Annotated in this window: 19 protein-coding genes; 17 read left to right on the forward strand and 2 right to left on the reverse strand. The window is 65.3% G+C overall.

The features are described 5' to 3' along the window. The first annotated feature begins 80 nt into the window (after nt 1-80). The 6 genes from manD (at nt 81) to FBY31_RS14605 (ending at nt 5331) form a co-directional block, all read left to right on the forward strand. On the forward strand, nt 81-1292 hold the full coding sequence (gene manD, locus FBY31_RS14585) for a D-mannonate dehydratase ManD (RefSeq protein ID WP_142042376.1): 1212 nt from the start codon (nt 81-83) through the stop codon (nt 1290-1292). Next, on the forward strand, nt 1289-1873 hold the full coding sequence (locus tag FBY31_RS23390) for a PfkB family carbohydrate kinase (protein ID WP_235013070.1): 585 nt from the start codon (nt 1289-1291) through the stop codon (nt 1871-1873). The genes manD and FBY31_RS23390 overlap by 4 nt, the downstream gene beginning before the upstream one ends. Beyond that, nucleotides 1819-2274, forward strand: coding sequence for a carbohydrate kinase family protein (locus FBY31_RS23395; protein WP_235013071.1), 456 nt, complete (start codon nt 1819-1821; stop codon nt 2272-2274). The genes FBY31_RS23390 and FBY31_RS23395 overlap by 55 nt, the downstream gene beginning before the upstream one ends. A 77-nt stretch (nt 2275-2351) precedes the next feature. Continuing rightward, nucleotides 2352-3731, forward strand: coding sequence for a mannitol dehydrogenase family protein (locus FBY31_RS14595; protein WP_268815657.1), 1380 nt, complete (start codon nt 2352-2354; stop codon nt 3729-3731). Next, complete coding sequence (gene eda / locus FBY31_RS14600) at nt 3724-4347, forward strand: bifunctional 4-hydroxy-2-oxoglutarate aldolase/2-dehydro-3-deoxy-phosphogluconate aldolase (RefSeq protein ID WP_142042381.1); 624 nt, start codon at nt 3724-3726, stop codon at nt 4345-4347. Before FBY31_RS14595 ends, eda begins: the two co-directional genes overlap by 8 nt. Before the next feature lie 42 nt (nt 4348-4389). Beyond that, nucleotides 4390-5331 carry a carbohydrate kinase family protein gene (locus FBY31_RS14605; RefSeq protein WP_142042384.1) on the forward strand — a complete coding sequence of 314 codons (942 nt, stop codon included), beginning with the start codon at nt 4390-4392 and terminating at the stop codon, nt 5329-5331. Between the two features lie 16 nt (nt 5332-5347). On the opposite strand, the gene FBY31_RS14610 is transcribed toward FBY31_RS14605, so the two are convergent. Continuing rightward, nucleotides 5348-6217 (reverse strand): ThuA domain-containing protein, encoded by an 870-nt coding sequence (locus tag FBY31_RS14610; protein WP_142042387.1) that lies wholly within the window; start codon nt 6215-6217, stop codon nt 5348-5350. Between the two features lie 116 nt (nt 6218-6333). Between FBY31_RS14610 and FBY31_RS14615 the strand changes: the two genes are divergently transcribed. After that, nucleotides 6334-7626, forward strand: coding sequence for a C-glycoside deglycosidase beta subunit domain-containing protein (locus FBY31_RS14615; protein WP_142042390.1), 1293 nt, complete (start codon nt 6334-6336; stop codon nt 7624-7626). A 32-nt stretch (nt 7627-7658) separates the two neighbouring features. Next, nucleotides 7659-9137 (forward strand): sugar phosphate isomerase/epimerase family protein, encoded by a 1479-nt coding sequence (locus tag FBY31_RS14620; protein WP_142042393.1) that lies wholly within the window; start codon nt 7659-7661, stop codon nt 9135-9137. A 74-nt stretch (nt 9138-9211) separates the two neighbouring features. Here the strand turns inward: FBY31_RS14620 and FBY31_RS14625 are convergent, their stop codons facing one another. Further along, on the reverse strand, nt 9212-10156 hold the full coding sequence (locus FBY31_RS14625; protein ID WP_142042396.1) for a LysR family transcriptional regulator: 945 nt from the start codon (nt 10154-10156) through the stop codon (nt 9212-9214). A gap of 235 nt (nt 10157-10391) precedes the next feature. On the opposite strand from FBY31_RS14625, the gene FBY31_RS14630 reads away from it, so the two are divergent. The 9 genes from FBY31_RS14630 to FBY31_RS14670 all read left to right on the forward strand — a co-directional run bounded on the left by FBY31_RS14630 (nt 10392) and on the right by FBY31_RS14670 (nt 19417). Next, nucleotides 10392-11687, forward strand: a complete 1296-nt coding sequence (locus tag FBY31_RS14630) for an ABC transporter substrate-binding protein (protein ID WP_142042399.1) — start codon at nt 10392-10394, stop codon at nt 11685-11687. A 53-nt stretch (nt 11688-11740) separates the two neighbouring features. Beyond that, nucleotides 11741-12700: a carbohydrate ABC transporter permease gene (locus FBY31_RS14635; RefSeq protein WP_142042402.1), complete on the forward strand. Its 960-nt coding sequence runs from the start codon at nt 11741-11743 to the stop codon at nt 12698-12700. 3 nt (nt 12701-12703) lie between these two features. Continuing rightward, a complete protein-coding gene (locus FBY31_RS14640; protein ID WP_142042405.1) occupies nt 12704-13540 on the forward strand; it encodes a carbohydrate ABC transporter permease in 837 nt (278 codons plus the stop codon). Between the two features lie 137 nt (nt 13541-13677). Then, complete coding sequence (locus FBY31_RS14645; protein WP_142042408.1) at nt 13678-14454, forward strand: TIM barrel protein; 777 nt, start codon at nt 13678-13680, stop codon at nt 14452-14454. After that, nucleotides 14451-16010, forward strand: a complete 1560-nt coding sequence (locus tag FBY31_RS14650; RefSeq protein WP_142042412.1) for a GMC oxidoreductase — start codon at nt 14451-14453, stop codon at nt 16008-16010. Before FBY31_RS14645 ends, FBY31_RS14650 begins: the two co-directional genes overlap by 4 nt. A gap of 85 nt (nt 16011-16095) precedes the next feature. Next, on the forward strand, nt 16096-16491 hold the full coding sequence (locus FBY31_RS14655) for a C-glycoside deglycosidase beta subunit domain-containing protein (RefSeq protein WP_142042415.1): 396 nt from the start codon (nt 16096-16098) through the stop codon (nt 16489-16491). After that, a complete protein-coding gene (locus FBY31_RS14660) occupies nt 16488-17591 on the forward strand; it encodes a sugar phosphate isomerase/epimerase family protein (RefSeq protein WP_142042418.1) in 1104 nt (367 codons plus the stop codon). Before FBY31_RS14655 ends, FBY31_RS14660 begins: the two co-directional genes overlap by 4 nt. A 19-nt stretch (nt 17592-17610) precedes the next feature. Continuing rightward, nucleotides 17611-18636, forward strand: a complete 1026-nt coding sequence (locus tag FBY31_RS14665; protein ID WP_142042421.1) for a sugar phosphate isomerase/epimerase family protein — start codon at nt 17611-17613, stop codon at nt 18634-18636. 10 nt (nt 18637-18646) lie between these two features. Continuing rightward, a complete protein-coding gene (locus FBY31_RS14670; RefSeq protein WP_142042424.1) occupies nt 18647-19417 on the forward strand; it encodes a nuclear transport factor 2 family protein in 771 nt (256 codons plus the stop codon).

Raw genomic sequence — 19417 nt, forward strand, 5'->3', positions numbered from 1 at the left:
GCAGGTGTCGTTATGGCGGCTCATAACGACACCTGCCGCGACCTACTTGCACTATCCCCCGACACCTGAAGGACCAACCAGTGAAGATCATCGACGCACGGGTAGTGGTTTCGTCGCCCGGACGGAACTACGTCACGCTCGTTATTGAAACCGAGGACGGCATCACCGGCATCGGCGATGCCACCCTCAACGGGCGCGAGCTGTCCGTGGCGTCCTACCTGTCCGAGCACCTCTGCCCGCTGCTGATCGGCCGGGACGCGCGCCGCATCGAGGACGCCTGGCAGTACTTCTATAAGGGTGCCTACTGGCGGCGCGGACCGGTGACCATGACCGCGATCGCCGCGATCGACGTCGCGCTCTGGGACATCAAGGGCAAAGCCGCCGGCATGCCCGTGTACGAACTCCTCGGCGGCGCCGCCCGCGAGGGCGTCATGGTCTACGGCCACGCGAGCGGCTCCACGCTGGAGGACCTCAGCGCCGACTTCCAGCACCACCTGGACCTCGGCTACAAGGCGATCCGCGCCCAGGCCGCCGTGCCCGGACTGGAAAAGACCTACGGGATCGCACCCGTGGACGGCAAGCTCTACGAGCCCGCCAGCGGCAACGTTCCGCAGGAGGACACCTGGGAGACGACGGCGTACCTGGACTTCGCGCCGAAGATGATGGCGCATGTGCGTGAACAGTTCGGCTACGGCGTGCACGTCCTGCACGACGTGCACCACCGCCTCACGCCCATCGAGGCCGGCCGGCTGGGCGCCTCACTGGAGCAGTACCGGCCCTTCTGGATCGAGGACCCGACGCCGGCCGAGGACCAGTCCGCGTTCCGCCTCATCCGGCAGCACACCACCACGCCCATCGCGGTGGGCGAGGTGTTCAACTCGATCTGGGACTGCCAGCAGCTGATCACCGAACGGCTGATCGACTATATCCGCACCTCCGTGTCACACGCCGGCGGCATCACGCACCTGCGCCGGATCTTCTCCCTCGCCGACCTCTACGGTGTGCGCTCCGGCTCGCACGGCGCCGGAGACCTCTCACCGGCCTCCTTCGCCGCGGCCCTGCACGTGGACATGAGCATCCCCAACTTCGGCATCCAGGAATACATGGGCCACCGGGAACCCGCCAACGAGGTCTTCACCACCTCCTACACCTTCAATGACGGCTACATGCACCCCGGTGACGCCCCCGGCATCGGCGTGGAGTTCAACGAGGAAGCTGCCGCCCGCTTCCCGTTCGACCCCAAGTACCTGCCCATCAACCGGCGGCTCGACGGATCGGTGCATGACTGGTGAGCCTCACAACGCAACACCCCACGCAAGAGCCGTTCGACGTCGTCGTGATGGGGGAGATCCTCGTTGAGGTGGCCACCGACGTGGCATTCGGCCACGGCGTACCGGCCCAGCTTGGCATCTCGGGCGACGCCCTGAATGTTGCCGCGGCAGCCGCTGCCGCGGGAGCCCGCGTGGGGCTCCTGTCCGTACTGACCGACGACGACCTGGGCAAGGCGATCGCCACCAGGATCGTGGAGCTCGGGATATCCCCCGACCTGCTGGAATTCCGCCGCGGCCAGCAGGGCGTGTACCTGGTTCATTGCGACCCGGACGGGCAGCGCGAGTTCTCGTACGCCCGCACGGGGAGCGTCGGCTCCGCGTTGGGGCCGGACGACGTCGACCCGGCAGTTTTCGCCGCCGCCGGAGCCGTAGTGGCGGGCGGCATCGCCTGCGCCGTCTCGGAGTCCTCACGGGCGGCGGTTTTCAAGGCCGCCGCCGTGGCCAAACGCTTTGTTTTTGATCCCAACTTCCGCCCCGCCTCACCTCGGTGGAGGAGGCGACGGCGGCACTGCTGCAGCTGGCGCCCCGCGCCTTCCTGGTGACTCCGTCCTTCCCCGGCGAAACGTCCGCGCTTTTGGACTGCGCCACACCGGTCGAGGCCGCCGCGAGACTGGGAAGCCTCGGTGCACGGAACGTTGCCGTGACCTGCGGTGCCGATGGAATCCAATTGGACGGCGAAGGCCAGGACAAAACCTGGATCAGCTCGATCCCGGCCCCCGCAGTGGTGGACCAGACCGGCGCAGGCGACGCCTTCGTCGGCACCCTCACCGCCCGCATGGTCCTTGGAGACAGCCTTCCTGACGCTGCACGGTATGGGGCAGCGGCTGCATCCCTGGTGGTGGGCGGCAAGGGCGGCACCGGCTTCATCCCCACGCTGGAGCAAACCCGGGCCCACGCTTCCATCCGCCTGGCACCGGAAGGAGCAGCACCATCACACGCCTAAGCGCCGCCTCCCTCACCGGCAACGGCAAACACCGCGCACCCCTCGCAGGCCAAACCACCCGGCCCGGCATCGTCCACCTGGGCCTGGGCGCCTTCGCCCGCGCCCACACCGCCGTCTTTACAGAAGAAGCCATGCTCGCCACCGGCGATTCCGGCTGGGGGATCATCGGGGTCACCCAGCGTTCCGACACCGTGGCACGCCAACTGGCCCCGCAGGACGGCCTCTTTACGGTGACGGAGCGGGGCAGCGGCGCCGCGCCGCTCCGCGTGGTCTCCAGCATCGTGGAGGCCATCTCCGGCCGGGACGAGCCGGATGCCGTGGTGGACAGGATCGCCGCGGACAGCACCCGGGTGGTCACGCTGACGGTCACCGAAAAGGGGTACCGGATCGATCCACATACCGGTTCCCTGAACCTGGAGGACGAGCAGGTGCAGGCCGACCTTGCCGGGAACGCTCCCCTGACCGCCATCGGACAGGTCACCCGCGGCATCCAGAAGCGGGCCCTGGCCGGCGGGGGACCGCTCACCGTCGTTTCGTGCGACAACCTCCCCGGCAACGGTGAACTGACCGGCGCGCTGGTCCGGGCGTTCGCAACCGCCCTGCCCGAGGACGAATCCGGGCCGCTGCTCTCCTGGCTGGAGGACAACGTCACGTTCCCCAGCACCATGGTGGACCGGATGGTGCCGGCCACCACGGCCGGTGACCTTGACGCCGTCGAACGTGAACTCGGACTCCGGGACGAGGCCGCCGTGGTGGCCGAACCCTTCATGCAGTGGGTCATCGAGGACAACTTCGCCGGGGACCGGCCCGCCTGGGAACAGGCCGGGGTGCTGTTCAGCAACGATGTGGCCGCGTGGGAGGCGGCCAAGCTGCGCCTGCTCAACGCGAGCCACTCGATGCTGGCGTACCTGGGCCTGGCCAGCGGCAAGGCGACCATCAGCGACGCGGTGGCGGAAGACGCCTTCCGCGTGGCCTGCCAGCGGATGATGGCCGAGGATGCGCTGCCCACCATCAGCCTCCCCGAGGGCCTGGACGGTGAAACGTACTGCGCCCAGGTCCTCAAGCGCTTCGCGAACCCGGCGCTGGGCCACACCACCGCCAAGGTGGGCAGCGACGGGTCCCAGAAAATCGGCCTCCGGCTGCTGACCACCGCCCGCGCCACCCTCGACGCCGGGCGCGAGCCACGCTGGGCCGCGCTTGCTGTGGCCGCATGGATGCACCACGTGGCCGCCACTGCCGCCGCAGACCTGAACGATCCCCTGGCGGAGGAGCTTCAAACGGCCCTCCCCGCCGAGCGGTCAGCCGTCACCGTAGTGCCGGCGCTCCTGGGAGTGCGCAGCATCTTTGATAAGGAGCTCGCGGCCAACACCACGTTCGCGCACCTGCTGGCGCACTGGTACCGCATCATCGACACCGACGGGCTGGACGGCCTGAGAAAAGAGATTACCCATGGCTGACGCAACCAGCGTCCTGCACGTTTCCCCTGTCATCCCGGTGGTCACCATCGCCGATCCGCAGCACGCCGTTCCGGTCGCGAGGGCGCTGGTTGAGGGGGGCGTCGGGATCATCGAGCTGACGCTGCGCACGGACAGCGCGCTTGAATCACTGAAGCGCATCGCCAATGAAGTGCCGGACATCCTGCTGGGCGCCGGGACCATCCTCACTCCGGCACAGGCCGACGACGCCGTGTCCGCGGGTGCCCAGTTCCTGGTCAGTCCCGGCGTGACGCCGTCGCTGCTGGACCACATGCTGCAGCTGGACATCCCCGTGCTGCCGGGCGTGGCAACCGTGGGTGAAGTAATGGCCCTCCTGGAGCGCGCCGTCACGGCCATGAAATTCTTCCCGGCCGGACCCGCCGGCGGCCCGGACTACCTTGCCGCCATCGGGGCGCCGGTTCCGGCCGTGCAGTTCTGCCCCACAGGGGGCATCAGCCTTGCCTCCGCACCGGACTACCTGGCGCTTCCGAACGTCACGTGCGTCGGCGGCAGCTGGCTCACGCCCCGTTCCGCCGTCGAAGGCGAGGACTGGCAGCAGATCACGCGGCTCGCACAGGAGGCTGCCGCGCTGGGCTGACACGACCTGCTGCCCGGTGCACTTCTCTGGCAGAGTATGACCATGCTCACAGTTATTGGCGAAGGCCTCGTCGACGTAGTCCAGCGCGCCTCCGGAATCGAAGCCCACGTGGGCGGCAGCCCGCTGAACGTCGCGGTGGGCCTCGCCCGCCTGGACCACCCCGTGCAGTTCATCGGCCGCTACGGCCGGGACGCGTACGGCGATTCCGTCGCTGCGCACCTGCGTTCCAGTTCCGTGATGCTTCCGCTGGGCCCGGACGATCTTCCTACCAGCGTGGCCACCGCCCTGATTGACGACGACGGCGCCGCCACCTACACGTTCGACCTCGCCTGGGAGCTTCCCGGCATCGCCGACCGGCTGGCGTTTATGCTGCAGGGCACCACCCTGCTGCACACCGGATCCATTGCGACGATGCTGGCGCCGGGCGCCACCGACGTGCTGGCCGCCGTCGAATACGCCCACCCGCGAGCCACCATCAGTTTCGACCCCAACTGCCGGCCCAGCATCGTCACCGATGTGGACTACGCCCGCCGCCACGTGGAAAAGTTCGTGTCCCTGGCCGATGTGGTCAAGGCCTCAGACGAGGACATGGCCTGGCTGTATCCGGGCGAGGACGTGCTGGAATCTGCCCGGCGGTGGCTGACGCTGGGCAGGACTGAAAGGCCGGCCATGGTGGTGGTCACCCGCGGAGCAGCCGGGCCGTGGGGGATTACGGCTGCGGGTGAAGCGGAGTGTCCTGCACCGAAGGTTGACGTGGCAGACACGGTGGGCGCCGGCGATTCCTTTATGGCCGCCCTGCTGTCCGGCCTGGTGGACCGCGGCCTGGACGGCGCGCAGAACCGGAAGGACCTCCGGGAACTTCCCGCCGAGGGCCTCGCCGAATTGCTGGCCCACGCGGCCAAGGCGGCTGCGGTGACCGTGTCGCGGCCCGGCGCCAACCCGCCCACGCGCGCCGAGCTGAACGGAAGCTCCGGGGAGGGTTAGGCCGCGTCCTCCTTCGTTACCCCTCCTGGTTGTAGTAGGGCCACGGCAGGAAACGGCGCTCACCGCGGCGGTCGGGTCCTTCCAAGGTGACTTTGCCATTAGCAGCCCATTCCACGCCGCGGGGGAACATCCGGATGAACTCGATCCGCCGGAACGTGTCGATGTCGTGCCCGATCGTAATCGTGAAGCTGCGGCCTTCGCCGTAGTTGTTGATCCATGCAAGGGGCTGCAGCGTGTTGATGCCGGGAAGGCCCTCGACGCCCTCCGCAGGAATGGCCACCGGATAGTGGGACATCGGCCACATGGGCGCGTTCTTGTACGAGTCCACGTCGTCAAACACTGAGAGAAGCACCTCCGCACCTTCGTACAGCTGGACGCCTGTCAGGATGTCGTCACCCGTCACTGTCCAGGTGTCGCTGATGCCCTCCGTGATGGGGTGGCGCGGCCGGGCCGTCTGCAGCAGGGCCTCACCCCATGGACGCGGGCGCAGCCCGGTGGGAACGCTGAGCTTCGCACCCCGCATGATGTTGTACTCCTCGGGGTAACCCCAGTCGTCCTCCTGCACGGCCGAGCCGTGGAACCAGACGATGCCTTTCCCGTCGTCGTGGACAAACTTCAGCAGGGCCGCGTCGGTTTCAGCGCCGAAACCGACCGCTTTTTCGTGGTACCCATCGCGGCCCTCGAACACGATGATGACCACGTCGTATCTGTCGATAACGTTCGCCCCGAGCCCCCGCGGGTCCTCGATCACACGGACGCGGAACCGTCCTGTGTCTTCAAGCACCGTGGTGAGCCACTGGTTGTGGGCACGGAAGCTGCGGAATTCGTTGTCGTGCTCGCAGGTCATATGCCCGGAGAGGATGAGTGCGTTCAACACGTCGGCCATGTGATCTGAGCTCCTTTTATTCGGCAAGATGAGTTATGGAGAAAGTTTACATACTTTAGTATGAAAGAGACATAACGATGCTACGATCAGTTTGCACCTAGAGAGAGTGAGCAACGATGCTTCTCGAAAGAGACCTCATCCAGTCCGTCGGCTTCCGCAACGTCACCGAGGGCGGGCGTACCACCGGCTTCCAGTTCCGCGTCCGGATGCCTTCCTACCGGGGAATGGCCGCGTCGCTCATCGACGGCATTGCGGTCCGCGTAGGCAACATCGTCGACGTCGGCCCTGCCGTTCCCCTGTGGACCTTCGGTGGGCGGACCTACACCCTGCAGCAGCTCTGGGAAAGCGACGGCGTGCGCTGGCCCCTGGAGGAAGCGGCGGTAGTGACCGTTCCGTTCGACGGCGGCCTGCCGCAGGGTGTCCATGAGCTCACCATCGAGCTGCGGCTGCGGATGTCCTACATACCTGTGGAGCACCAGCCCACCGTCCACCGCGTCAGCCGTGCGGTGACGCTGGGGCCGGAGGGCGGTGAGGGCACCTTCCGCTACGGCGTTTCGCTCTACAGCTACATGGGCGACTACGGCACCGTGATGGACCTGGAGAGCGCCCTGGCGTCCGTCGCCGATGTGGGGGCCACCGGCGTCGAGATCCTTGGCGAGGGCCACATCCCCAACTATCCGGAACCCTCCCCGGCCTGGGTTGACCAATGGTTCAGCCTGCTGGAGAAGTACTCGCTGGAGCCTACAAACTACGGATCCTGGATCGACACCCGGCTGCACCCGGGCCGGAGCATGACGGTTGCCGAGGGTGCAGAGGCGCTGCAGCGGGATCTGCGGCTTGCCCACCGGCTGGGCTTCGGCTTCGTGCGGCCCAAGATCGGCGTTGTTTCCAGCGACCTGGTTCCGGACCCTATCTGGACCGAATCGGTGGAACGTTCCCTTGACCTGGCCCATGAACTGGGGATCATCATCTGCCCTGAGATCCACTCGCCCACGCCCATCAAGCACCCCGTCGTCGAGGACTACATCGGCCTCATCGAACGCACCGGAACAAAAAACTTCGGCCTGCTCATCGACACCGGAATTTTCCAGGACCGGCCCATCCCGCTGCGCGAAGGCGAGACCCGCGAAACCCGGCCCGCCTTCCTGGACGGCATCGGCGTCGACCCCGCCGACTTCACTGACATTGCGCAGTACGTGGTGTTCATCCAGGCGAAGTTCCACGACATCAACGAGCAACTGGAGGACCAGCAGATTCCCTGGCTGCCCGTGCTCAAGGCCCTCAAGGACGCCGGCTACACCGGCTACCTCTCCAGCGAATACGAAGGCGAACGCACCCTGTGGCGGGCCATCGAGCAGGTACGCCGGCAGCACTCCTTGATCCGTCGCATCGCCGGCGAACTTTCCTAGATTCATTCCTCCTCCCAGCAGAGAGAACAACCATGCCCAACGGACTTCTTGACGATTCAAGCCTCCGCACCCATCCGGAGGGACTCGCCCTGGCCCTGACGCTGCCGTGGTACCGGAGCCTGTGGCTCTCTTCGGTCTCCAGCCTGCGGCTCACCGTTGATGGGCAGGACGTTCCCACCGAGAACCTCACCCTGGAACTCGGCGGCGTCCGGTATGCGCTTCCGGATCTGCAGGCACACAGCGAAACTCTCTGGTACCTGCAGGAGCACCCCCTGCTGATCGCCAAGAGGGATACCCCTGTGGCCCTGGGCGAGCAGCACACCATCCAGCTCATCGGGGAGCTGCGCCTGCCCTACATGCAGATCGCCCCGGGCCAGGACGGCGGTCCAGGGATGTATGTCCCCAACTTCGTGAACCAGACACTGGAGCTGGCCGTCACGGACAGGGCAGCTTCGGTTCCTGAATTGACGACGGCGCTCACGCCGCCTCCGCCGAAGGCTGAGGACGATCCGTTCTCGCTGGGGCTCACCCTGTACTCGGCAAGTGCCGAGTTCCGGGCCGGGTGGTACGACTTCGACGGCCTGCTGAACAGGGTGGCGGAGCTGGGCATCGGCCCCGGCATCGAGATCGTTGCCTCCCAGGTCCTGCCGACCTATCCGAATGTCACGGACAACTTCGCCCGTTCCTGGCACGAGGCCTTCGACAAGCACGGCTTCACCGCCAGCTCCTTCGGCGCGAACCTGGACATGGGCCGGCGCCGGGAGCGGGACATGACACCGGACGAGGAATACGAGTTCACGCAGACGCTCTTCCACGGCGCCAAGAAACTCGGCTTCCCGCTGGTCCGCATCCAGAGTGCGAAGCCGGAACTGCTGCGCCGGCTGCTGCCGCTCGCCGAGGACCTGGAGCTCAAGCTTGCCTATGAAATCCACGCACCGCTGGGACCAAACTCCCCGGAGATCATGAAGGTCCGCGACGTGTACGCGGAGCTGGATTCGCCGCTGCTGGGCTTCGTGGCCGATTTCTCCTCCACCATGCACAGCATGTCTCCCACGCTCCTGCGGGCCGTCCGCCGTGCCGGACTCGACGACGAAGCCGTCCAGAAGCTGCAGGGCATCTGGGCCACCGACGCCCCGATGCGGGCGCGGCAGGAGGAGTTCATCGGCTACCTGCGGGCACGGGACTTCGATCCTGCCCGCCTTGGTTCCTTCGCGCACCTGGCCTTTAACATGCACGGGCACGTCAGCCCAAAGGAGTGGGCGGACATCATGCCGCAGATCATGCACGTCCACGCGAAGTTCTACGACATTGATGACCAGGGCAACGAGCCCGCCATCGACTACCCGGAACTCGTCCGCGTGTTCGTCGAGGGCGGCTACCGCGGCTACTGGTCCAGCGAGTGGGAGGGCCATGCCTTCGCCGAGCTTGGCGAGGTGGATCCGCTGCTGCTGGTCCGCAAGCAGCACGACCTCATCCGCGAGAGCATACGGTCCACGCTGGCATCAGCCTGAGCCTCCACTGCGAATGCCTCGGTGCCCGTCCGTTCAGCGGACGGGCACTGAGCCCTTTAAGCGCACCAGGCGTTTTACGGGACGTCCTTGGCGGCAGCGGCGGCAACGATATCGGCAGCCTCCTTGAAGAGGCCCCGCATCCACTCATGCTCCGAATCGCGGTTGTGCACCGGGTGCCACCACAGGGCGTTAACCAGCGGCGTGGCATCGAAGGGCAGCGGCAGGACCCGCACCCCGCCCACACGCAGCGCGAACGGTATCAGCGCCGCCTGGATAAGCGCGATCCGGTTGGTTCCCACCACAAAATGCGGCAAGGACTGAAAGCTCTCCACCACCACGTCCACGCGCGGCTCAACACCGAGCTGCATGATCTGGCGTTCGGCCGACGTCGAGGCAGACCGGGTCTGGTAGGTCATCACCCACGGAAGTTCAGCGATGTTCTCCATGGTGATTTTTTCGCCGACGGCGTCATTGGAGGAAGAGACGACGGCCACCCATCCGTCCCGCCACAGGTCCAGGTAGGGGAGCCCGGAAAGGAAACCGTGGGGAATCACCATGCCGTCCACGGAGCGAAGGCGGTTGGCCGCGTCCTCGACCACCATCGGGTTGTGCAGCATGAACCGGAACCGGACGCCCGGAGCGCGCTCGGCCGCAAGCTCGGAAACAACCCGGCCAACGGTAGTAAAGCCGTAATCGGAGCCGTAGATGGAGAACTCGCGCTCGGACTCGCTGGGCTCCCATGTGGCCTGGCTCTCGAAGACGCGCCGGGCCGCTTCAAGCGCGGTGGTGGTATGCTCGGCCAGCCGCAGGGCGAAAGGTGTGAGCTCGTAGGCATTGCCGCGGCGGGCCAGGATGGGGTCCCCGAAGTGGGACCGCAGGCGCGCCAGCGAAGCGCTCAGCGCCGGCTGGCTGAGGTGGAGCCGCTCGGCCGCCCTCGTCACGCTCCGCTCGGTAATGAGGGCATCCAGCGAGATCAGCAGGTTGAGGTCGAGCCGGGAAAGCAGGACATTATTCGTCACGGCACGGCGATCTTTCAACGGTGAACTTTCGTCCCGCCAGTGTATCAGCGGCATCAATAGGTTCGGTGGGATGCATCATATCCTCCGATGCGCCCTCAGCTTTCGCGGACCTCCGCGAGACTTATGTCTGGCATCGGCAAGACTTATGTGCGTTTTCTGCACATCTCCTGCATACTGATGAGTGACCGGGGTCACGACTCCCGGATTTTCGACAATGAAGTCAGAAAGGCTGGACATGACACAGCACCGTCGCTATTCGGGCCTGAAGGCCGGCGCCCTCGCCGTTCCCACCCTCGCAGCCCTCGTTCTTACCGGCTGCTCGGCCCCCGCCGGCAATAACTCTTCCTCCGAAGGAGGGCCGCAGGAATTCTCCCTGACCTTCTCCACGTCCAACACCATCGAGAGCCCCTTCAAGGCACTCGGTGAGAAGTACATGGAAACCCACCCGGATGTGAAGATCACCTTCAATCCGCAGCCCAACGATTCCTATGACCAGACCGTGCGCACGCAGCTCCAGGCTGGCAACGCCTCAGACGTACTGGTCACGATGCCTGGCTCGGGCACCGGCCGCAGTATCCTGCAGCTCGTCGAGGCGGGCTTCCTTGAGCCGCTGGACGACGCCGCCAAGGAACTGGTTCCCGAGGGCAGCGAAGCCCTTTTCGGAAAGGATGGCAAGGTGTACGGCCAGGCCCCGGAAATCACGGTGGTCGGACTGGTCGCAAACGAGACTGCTGCCAAGGCTGGCGGTATTTCTGAGTTCCCCTCGGACTTCGGCGCTCTCCAGGAACAGTGCAAGGCGCTCGGATCTGCAGGTAAGTCATTCTTCGCCGTGGCCGGTTCTGCTGCGCCGAACACCGGCCTGATGGCGATGTCCCTCGGGGCTACCCGCGTTTACGCCGAGGACCCCAAATGGAACGAAAAGCGAGCAGCCAAGGAGGTTACGTTCGCCGACTCGGACGGCTGGAAGTCATCCCTCGAGGCCGTCAAGCAGCTGAACGATGCGGGCTGCTTCCAGAAGGGTGCGGCCGGTGCAGGCTTTGACGCCATCACCAAGGGCCTGGCCAGCGGAACCTCGATCTCCGGCTTCATCCCCGGCCCCAGCTGGAAGCAGCTGAAGAGCGCAGCTGCAGACGCCGATTTCGCTGTCCGCGCCCTGCCCGGCGAAGGCTCGGACGAGAGCTTCGTCTATGCCAGTGCAAACTACGCATTCTCCATCAATGCCGCCTCCAAGAACAAGGAAGCTGCGAAGGCATTCCTGGATTGGGCCGCCGAGGCTGAGCAGACTAAGGAGTTTGCCGAAATGGACGGCGCCTTGCCGGTTACCGGCTTGGACAGCTACGACTTCGACGGCAGCGCCTACAAGAATGTGGGTGACCTGATCAAGGAGGGCAAGTACGGTCCGCTGCCCAACAGCCAGTGGCCGAACTCCGCGGTCTACGACGCACTCGCCACCGGCGTCCAAGGCCTCATCACCGGCCAGAAGGATGTTGACCAGGTCCTGCAGGCCATGGACGCAGCCTGGGGCCAGTAACCTCTTCACACCATCAAAGTTCCGACGACTCAAAGGGACCAGCAAGGATTACCATGACTGCGACGATGCAACCGAAAACCGAAGCAGCTGATGCACCCCGGCGAGGCAGGCGCATTCCGGGGGCGGGCGGCAAGGCCCGCTCCCGGGGTGGAGCCATGCAGTTCGGCCATTGGTGGTGGGCGCTGCCGGGCATCGTCCTGGTCATCGCCATCCACTACGTGGCCACCGGCATCGGCGGCTACTTCGCCTTCACTAACTGGACCGGCATCGGCTCGTTCAAGGTGGTGGGCTGGCAGAACTTCGAGGCCATCTTCAAGGACCCGACCAAGCTCGGGGCCCTGACCAACACCCTCTTCCTGGCCTTTGGTTCGGTCTTCCTGGGCAACGTCGGAGGCCTCATCATCGCCCTGGGCCTGAACCGGGTTCTCAAGACCCGGTACATCCTGCGCACGCTCTTCTTCATGCCGGTGGTCCTCAGCCCGCTGGCTACGGCCTACATCTGGAAGTACATCTTCGACTTTGATGGCCCCATCAACGCCTTCCTTACCGCGATAGGAGCGGGCGACCTTGCCAAGCCCTGGCTCGCGGACCCGCAGTGGGCCATCTGGACAGTCCTGGTGGTACTCGTGTGGGGTTCCACCGGCTTCGCCATGGTGATTTTCATGGCCGGCCTGGCGGGAGTTCCCGTGGAGGTCGAGGAGGCAGCGGCCATCGACGGCGCCAACCTGTGGCAACGCTTCAGACACGTTGTCCTGCCGGCCATCCGGCCCGCCGTCGCCATTGCCACAACCCTCGGAATCGTCCAGGGGCTCCGGGTCTTTGACCCCATCATGGCCCTGACCGGAGGAGGTCCGGCGGGCGCCACCGAAACGCTGGCCACCCAGGTCTACAAGCAGGCATTCGCGCTCGGTAATTTTGGCGGTGGTGCCGCCCTGGCCCTGGTGCTCGCCTTCATCATCCTTTTCTTCGCCGTGATTCAGCAGCGGCTGACGCGCTCGAACCCGGAGGACTAAACAATGTTCCGCTACACCAAGGTCACCCTGCTTCGTGAAATCGGACTCTGGGCCCTGGCGCTGGTCTTCCTCGCCCCCTTCTACTTCCTGGTGACCACCGCCCTGAAGGCGGACGGCGAGATCTACACCACCTCGCCCCTGGCGCTGCCGAAAACGCCGGACTTCAGCAACTTCCTGGATGTCCTTACAGCCACGGGCAACTCCAACGTGGTGATGGGGCTCGTGAACAGCACCATCATCACCGCGGGCAGCATCATTGGACTGATCGCACTCGGTTCGATCACCGGATATGTGATCTCCCGCAGCACCGCCCGCTGGAGCAAAGGCACCTACTACCTGTTCCTGATCGCCATCATCCTCCCCGGCCAACTCGGCGCCGTACCCCTTTATATGGGTGCACGCGCCCTGGGCCTGACGGGATCCGCCTGGGGCATGATCATCCTCTACACGGGCATGCTCCTTCCGCTCGCGATCTTCCTCTACTCCAACTTCTTCCGCGGCCTCGGAACGGACTACGAAGAGGCCGCAACCATCGACGGCGCCAGCAAGTCCCAGATCTTTTCCAAGGTGGTCCTGCCGATGATGGCGCCCGCCACCGGTACCGTGACCATCTTTGCCGGACTCATCGTGTGGAACGACTTCTTCACATCGCTGATCTTCCTGGGCGGCTCAGCCAACCAGACCCTGCCGGTAGCCATGTACTACTACATCGGCTCACTGGTCTCCGAATGGAACTCGATCTTCGCCATCGTGATCGTGTCCATGGTCCCCATCCTTGCCCTGTTCCTGTTCGCGCAGAAGAGATTCATCCAGGGCTTCTCCGGCGGCCTGAAAGGCTGACCGGCCCAACGGGAAACCGCCGGCCCCTACACCGCACCAGCGGCCTGCCGCGATCCGTTGCGCCCCAAAACACGCCCATCCAGGCACAGCCGCCACCCTATTCCTACTGATCACTCTCTACTACCCAGGAGCCACGCATGTACCAGCTCGCACCCAACATCGACCTTTTGTTCTCAGAAGCAGGCTCCAGCGCCGCCGACCGTGTCCGCGCCGCAGCCGCCGCCGGATTCGATGCCGTAGAAATGTGGGGCCCCACGGGGAAGGACATTCCCGCCCTCAAGGAAGCCCTCGAAGAAACCGGAGTCCAGCTCACCGCCCAGTTGGCAGAGCCGCGGATGCAGTTCATGATCCCGCCCAAGGACCACGCGCCGTTCTACACCGGACTGGATGCAGGCGTCGAAGTGGCCCGCCAGCTCGGCTGCCCCCGGATAGTGGTGGGCAGCGGCACCGGCTTCGGCGGCCGCAAGCGGCAGGACCAGCTGGACGAGCTGATCGAAATCTTCAGCAAGGGCGTAGCGCACATCGAGGGTTCCGGCATCACGCTGGTCCTCGAACCGGTGAACATTCGTGTTGACCATCCTGGAGCTCTCCTGGACCGGACGTCGGAAGCTGTCTACGTCGCCAAGGGCGTCAACTCGCCCAGCTTCGGTGTCCTCTACGACCTCTACCACTCCACCGTTGAGGGCGAGGACGTGGCGGCAGAGCTCGCCAATGCCGGGGACCTCATCAAATACGTGCAGGTGGCCGATGCTCCGGGCCGCGGCGAACCCGGTTCCGGCTCCATTGACTGGCCCGCCCGGTTTGCCGACCTGCGGAACAGCGGTTACACCGGCCCCATCGGCCTCGAGTACTACCCCACCATCGACTCGGCAAAGTCGGTGCGCCGCATCCAGGAACTGGTGGCGGGACGGTGAGCGGTAACCGCTATCCCACCACAGTTGACGTCGCCATCGTCGGCAGCGGCCCCACGGCATCGGCCTACGCGCGGATCCTCAGCGAGGAAGCGCCAGGCGCCACTATTGCAATGTTCGAGGTGGGCCCCACCGTCAGCAATCCGCCCGGGGCGCACGTCAAGAACATCGAGGACCCTGACCGCCGCAGCCTCGCCCAGCGGGCCTCGGAAGGCCCCGGTGCGGGGGCGGCAACGGTGAACTCGCCGGGCGCCGTCAAGAGCGGCGAACGCCGCGCGCGCCCTGGCACCTACCTGCTGCAGGACGGCTACGCCTTCCCGGGCGAGGACGGCATGCCCGTCGCGGCCATGTCCAGCAATGTGGGCGGCATGGCCGCCCACTGGACCGCCGCCTGCCCCCGCCCGGGAGGCAAGGAGCGCATCCCGTTCCTGCCGGACCTGGAAGAGCTCCTTAAGGATGCGGACCGCCTTTTGGGCGTCACTACCTCCGCCTTCGAAGGCGCCCCCTTTTCGGACCTGGTCCGCGAACGCCTCGCCACGGTAGTGGATCAAGGCCGTAAGCCTGCCTGCCGCGTGCAGCCCATGCCCCTTGCTGTACACCGGCGGCAGGACGGCGGCCTCGTCTGGTCCGGCTCCGACGTCGTGATGGGGGAGGTCACCCGCGAAAACCCGCAGTTTCAACTTTTTGATGAATCGCTGGTGACCCGTGTGCTGGTGGAGGCCGGCATCGCTGCCGGCATCGAAGTCCAGGACCGCCGCAGCGGTGAGAATTATCAGGTGGCCGCCCGTTACGTTGTGGTGGGGGCGGACGCCCTGCGCACACCGCAGCTGCTGTGGGCTTCCGGGATCCGGCCCGACGCCCTGGGCCGCTACCTCAACGACCAGGCGCAGGTGGTGTTCGCGAGCAGGCTCCGCGATGTCCAGCCTGAGAACGCGCCGGCAGCCGCCAACGGCGCGCTCAGTGAACAGAGCGGAGTGGCCTGGGTTCCCTACACGGACGAGGCGCCCTTCCACGGCCAGATCATGCAGCTGGATGCTTCCCCGGTTCCCCTGGCCGATGATGATCCCATTGTCCCGGGCTCCATCGTGGGGCTGGGCCTGTTCTGCGCCAAGGACCTGCAGCGCGAGGACCGGGTGGCGTTCGACGGCGATACCCCTGACTCCTACGGGATGCCCGCCATGCGCATCCACTACCGCCTCACAGAGCGGGACCGCGAGGTACTGGACCGCGCCAGGCAGGAAATTGTCCGCCTGGGCAAGGCTGTGGGCGAACCGCTGGACGAGCGCCCCTTCGTTCTGCCCCCTGGAGCATCACTCCACTACCAGGGCACCACGCGCATGGGTGAGACGGACGACGGCGAGAGCGTCTGTTCGCCGGACAGCCAGGTGTGGCAGGTCCCCGGCCTCTTTGTGGCCGGCAATGGCGTTATCCCCACCTCGACAGCGTGCAATCCCACGCTGACGTCGGTAGCGCTCGCCGTGCGGGGAGCACGGAAAATCGCTGAAGAAGCCAACAGCGCTTTACTTATGTCTGAATCAGACAATAGACTGACTAAATAATGAAGAAGTGCCGCGAGGCGCTCAATTCGTTCCAGCACAGGCATTTCACTCACAGGCAAGGCATGCCGCAGACAAGGAGGTCTCGATGATCGCCGACCGCATAATCGAGCAGGGAACACTTACCACCCAGGACGGCCGCACCGCCGTCGAAGTACGGATCCCTTGGTACCGCGCCCTTCCGGGCTCGTGCATCGCCGGCGCAGCACTGACGGTTGACGGCGTTGCCGCACCGGAGGACACCCTGCGCTGGACCATGAACAACCGCACGTTCAGTTTTGAAGAGCTCGTGGATGAGACCGGCGAGTGGTGGTTTCCGCTCGACTCGGCCGTCCTTTCCGGCGATCTTCCCGTCCGGGACGGCCAGGCAGAGCACGAGGTCCGGGTGGACTTGAAGCTCTACATCCCCTACATCATCACCGACCACGGCGTGCTGCACATCGAAGAGCACGACACCAAGACCATGAAGGTGGCACAGCGATGACCAGCCCTGGCACGCCCATCCAGGGCGTCACCCTCTACAGCTTCACCCGCGCCTCCCATGCGCGGCAGTACGACCTCGACGGTCTCATCCGCAAAGTTGCGGCCGAGGGCTTCGGCCCGGGCCTCGAGGTGATCGGATTCTCCAGCCTCCGCGGCTTCCCGGACCGCATCGATGACGCGTTCGTGGGGCAGTTCCGCGACCTGGTGGCCGAGGTGGATCTCGTTCCCACCTCGCTGGCAGTCAACGTCGACACAGGCATCCGCCGGGACCGGCTGATGAACCATGACGAACTCGTCGAATACATGCGCAAGCAGATCGAGGTTGCGGCCCGGCTCGGCTTCCCGATCGCCCGCGTGCAGATCTCGCTGACGCCCGACGCCATGGAAAGCCTGCTGCCCGTGGCCGAGAAGTACGGCGTCACCCTGGCCCTCGAAGTCCACGCGGACCAGCACGGCGCGCACGAACGCGTCCTCGCACTGCGCGACCGCTACGAAAAGCTCGATTCCCCGCTGCTCGGCTTTACCGCCGACTGGGGTGCCACCGTCACCGGTTTTGCCCCCTCCCTGCTGGAGGCCTACCGCCGTCGTGGTGCTTCAGAGGACCTGCTCCGGCAGGTGGTTGAGCTGTGGAACGGCTTCTATGCCGAAGGGCCGCCCAACAACCAGAAGGTCCACGGCGAGCGCTTCGGTGCCTTCATCGGCCTGGCTGCCCGCAACGGCCGGCCGGACCTCGGCATCGACTTCGGCATCAACGGAACGGGACTTTTCGGTCCGGCACCGCTGGACACCTGGCTGGAAATCATGCCGTGGGTCCGCCACGTGCACGGCAAGTTCTTCGGCATCGACGAGAACGGCGAAGAGCCCTCGGTGCCGGTGCGCGGCCTGGTCCGGCAACTCGTGGAGAACGGCTACAACGGTGCCATCTCCAGCGAATATGAAGGCTGGCACTGGAACAACTGGCAGGACCCGTTCGAGATCATCCGCGGCGAGCAGGCCGTCCAGCGTTCAGCAGCGGCCAATGCCGGTTCCGCCATGATCACCGACGCTTCGGAAGCCCGCCGTATCCTCAGCAGCCACCTCGCCCAGCCCGTCCGCGGCTGAAACAAAAGGAACTAAAGACATGTCAGAAGGCATCGCAGGCTCGGGCATCGAGCTTGGCATCACCCTCTATTCACTGACCTCCGAATTCGCCGCCGGGCTCTACACCCCGGAGACACTGATCAAGGCCGTTGCCGATGAAGGCCTCGGCCCGGGCGTAGAGTTCAACATCGCACAGATGCTGCGCACCTATCCCGACGTGGACGGCGACTTCGTCAAACTTTGGCGCGACAGCATGGACCGCTACGGCCTGACCCCCAGCGCCGTGGGCACGAACCTGGACATGGGCCGCCGTAAAGACCGGGACATGACGCCGGACGAGGAGTTCGACTTCTTCGCCAGGCAGCTCCAGACCGCCAACACGCTTGGCTTCAACAAAATCGTCATCCGATCCGCGGGCAAGGAACTGCTCCGCCGGCTGCTTCCGCTGGCCGAGAAGTACGACCAGAAGCTCGGCTACGAGATCCACGCGCCCCAGGGCCCGAACGATCCCAAGATCCTGCAGATCCGCGAGATGTATGCGGAACTCGGAAGCGACAGGCTCGGCTTCACGGCGGACTTCAGCTCCACCATGCACAGCCTGTCGCCCACCCTCTTCCGCACCCTGACCCAGATGGGGCTGCCCGAGGAGCACTTCACCGTGATGCAGGATATCTGGCGCAAGCCGCTGCCCATGCAGGAGCGGAACCAGGAGTTCGAGGATTACCTGCGCGAAAACAACTTCGATCCGGCGCAGCTCGGTCCCTTCACCCGGCTGGCCTTCAACATGCACGGCCTGGTTCCGCCCGAGGAGTGGCTGGACATCATGCCGCAGATGTTCCACGTCCACGCCAAGTTCTACGACATCGACGAGAACGGCAACGAGCCCGCCATGGACATCCCGCGGATCGTCCGGCAGTTCGTCAAGGGCGGCTACACCGGCTTCCTCTCCAGCGAGTGGGAAGGCCACGCCTTTGCAGACCTGGGCGAATCCGACCCGATCGATCTGGTCAAGAAGCAGCACTCGCTCATGCGCCGTGCCATCGAAGAAGCTGTCGTTCCGGCTTAGGGGAGGTCCAATGTCTGCCATCGATACCGACCTCGCAGCCGAGGTGGAGCGCCTGCGGGGCGAACTCGCTGAAGTCCTGAAACTGGCCCGCCGGGCTAATGACCGGGGTGACATCGAGAACCTGTTCAACCGCTATATGTACCTGCACAATGCCTTTGAGGATGAACAGATCATCCCGCTGTGGGTGAAGCCGGGTACTCCCGGCATCCGGGCGAGGTACACCAACGCCGGCCAGTACGCGGACTACGACAGCGTCATCCGCTACCACCAGGGCCGTCCGCGGCCCGAGGGCAAGCTGATCCTGCATTACACCACCACGCCGGTCATCGAAGTGGCGGCCGACGGTAACACGGCCAAGGGCGTCTGGATCATGACCGGCAACGAGTCCGGCCTGACGGACCCGGAAGTGGCCAGGGACAGCCCGGACTACATGTACTCGCCCGGTGAAGTGCAGGGCAAAAAGGTCTGGGCCCACTGGGTCTGGTGCAAGTACGCCGTGGACTTCCTGCGCCAGGACGGGGAATGGAAGATCTGGAAGTTCCGCTGCTACGAGCTGCTGCGGGCCCCGTTCGAGGAAAACTGGATCAGCTTCGCCGAGAAGAACCAGCATGCCTTCGCCCTGGACCTGATGTACTTCGGCGACGACGGCAAGCCGGTGTTTATGCCGCCTGCCGACGAACCGGTGCCCCAGGAATCCTACCCGTACAGCCCGTCCACCAGGCAGACGCTGGATCCCCTCCCGCCTGCACCCCACGACACCTTCGTCGATACGTTCAAGTAA

The sequence above is a fragment of the Arthrobacter sp. SLBN-100 genome, assembly GCF_006715305.1.
Lineage (GTDB): Bacteria > Actinomycetota > Actinomycetes > Actinomycetales > Micrococcaceae > Arthrobacter.

Bases quoted from the DNA above. Each gene is read 5' to 3' on its own strand.
- eda (WP_142042381.1), top strand. From the start codon at position 3,724: ATGGCTGACGCAACCAGCGTCCTGCACGTTTCCCCTGTCATCCCGGTG.
- FBY31_RS14605 (WP_142042384.1), top strand. From the start codon at position 4,390: ATGCTCACAGTTATTGGCGAAGGCCTCGTCGACGTAGTCCAGCGCGCC.
- FBY31_RS14610 (WP_142042387.1), bottom strand. From the start codon at position 6,217: ATGGCCGACGTGTTGAACGCACTCATCCTCTCCGGGCATATGACCTGC.
- FBY31_RS14615 (WP_142042390.1), top strand. From the start codon at position 6,334: ATGCTTCTCGAAAGAGACCTCATCCAGTCCGTCGGCTTCCGCAACGTC.
- FBY31_RS14620 (WP_142042393.1), top strand. From the start codon at position 7,659: ATGCCCAACGGACTTCTTGACGATTCAAGCCTCCGCACCCATCCGGAG.
- FBY31_RS14630 (WP_142042399.1), top strand. From the start codon at position 10,392: ATGACACAGCACCGTCGCTATTCGGGCCTGAAGGCCGGCGCCCTCGCC.
- FBY31_RS14635 (WP_142042402.1), top strand. From the start codon at position 11,741: ATGACTGCGACGATGCAACCGAAAACCGAAGCAGCTGATGCACCCCGG.
- FBY31_RS14640 (WP_142042405.1), top strand. From the start codon at position 12,704: ATGTTCCGCTACACCAAGGTCACCCTGCTTCGTGAAATCGGACTCTGG.
- FBY31_RS14645 (WP_142042408.1), top strand. From the start codon at position 13,678: ATGTACCAGCTCGCACCCAACATCGACCTTTTGTTCTCAGAAGCAGGC.
- FBY31_RS14655 (WP_142042415.1), top strand. From the start codon at position 16,096: ATGATCGCCGACCGCATAATCGAGCAGGGAACACTTACCACCCAGGAC.
- FBY31_RS14660 (WP_142042418.1), top strand. From the start codon at position 16,488: ATGACCAGCCCTGGCACGCCCATCCAGGGCGTCACCCTCTACAGCTTC.
- FBY31_RS14665 (WP_142042421.1), top strand. From the start codon at position 17,611: ATGTCAGAAGGCATCGCAGGCTCGGGCATCGAGCTTGGCATCACCCTC.
- FBY31_RS14670 (WP_142042424.1), top strand. From the start codon at position 18,647: ATGTCTGCCATCGATACCGACCTCGCAGCCGAGGTGGAGCGCCTGCGG.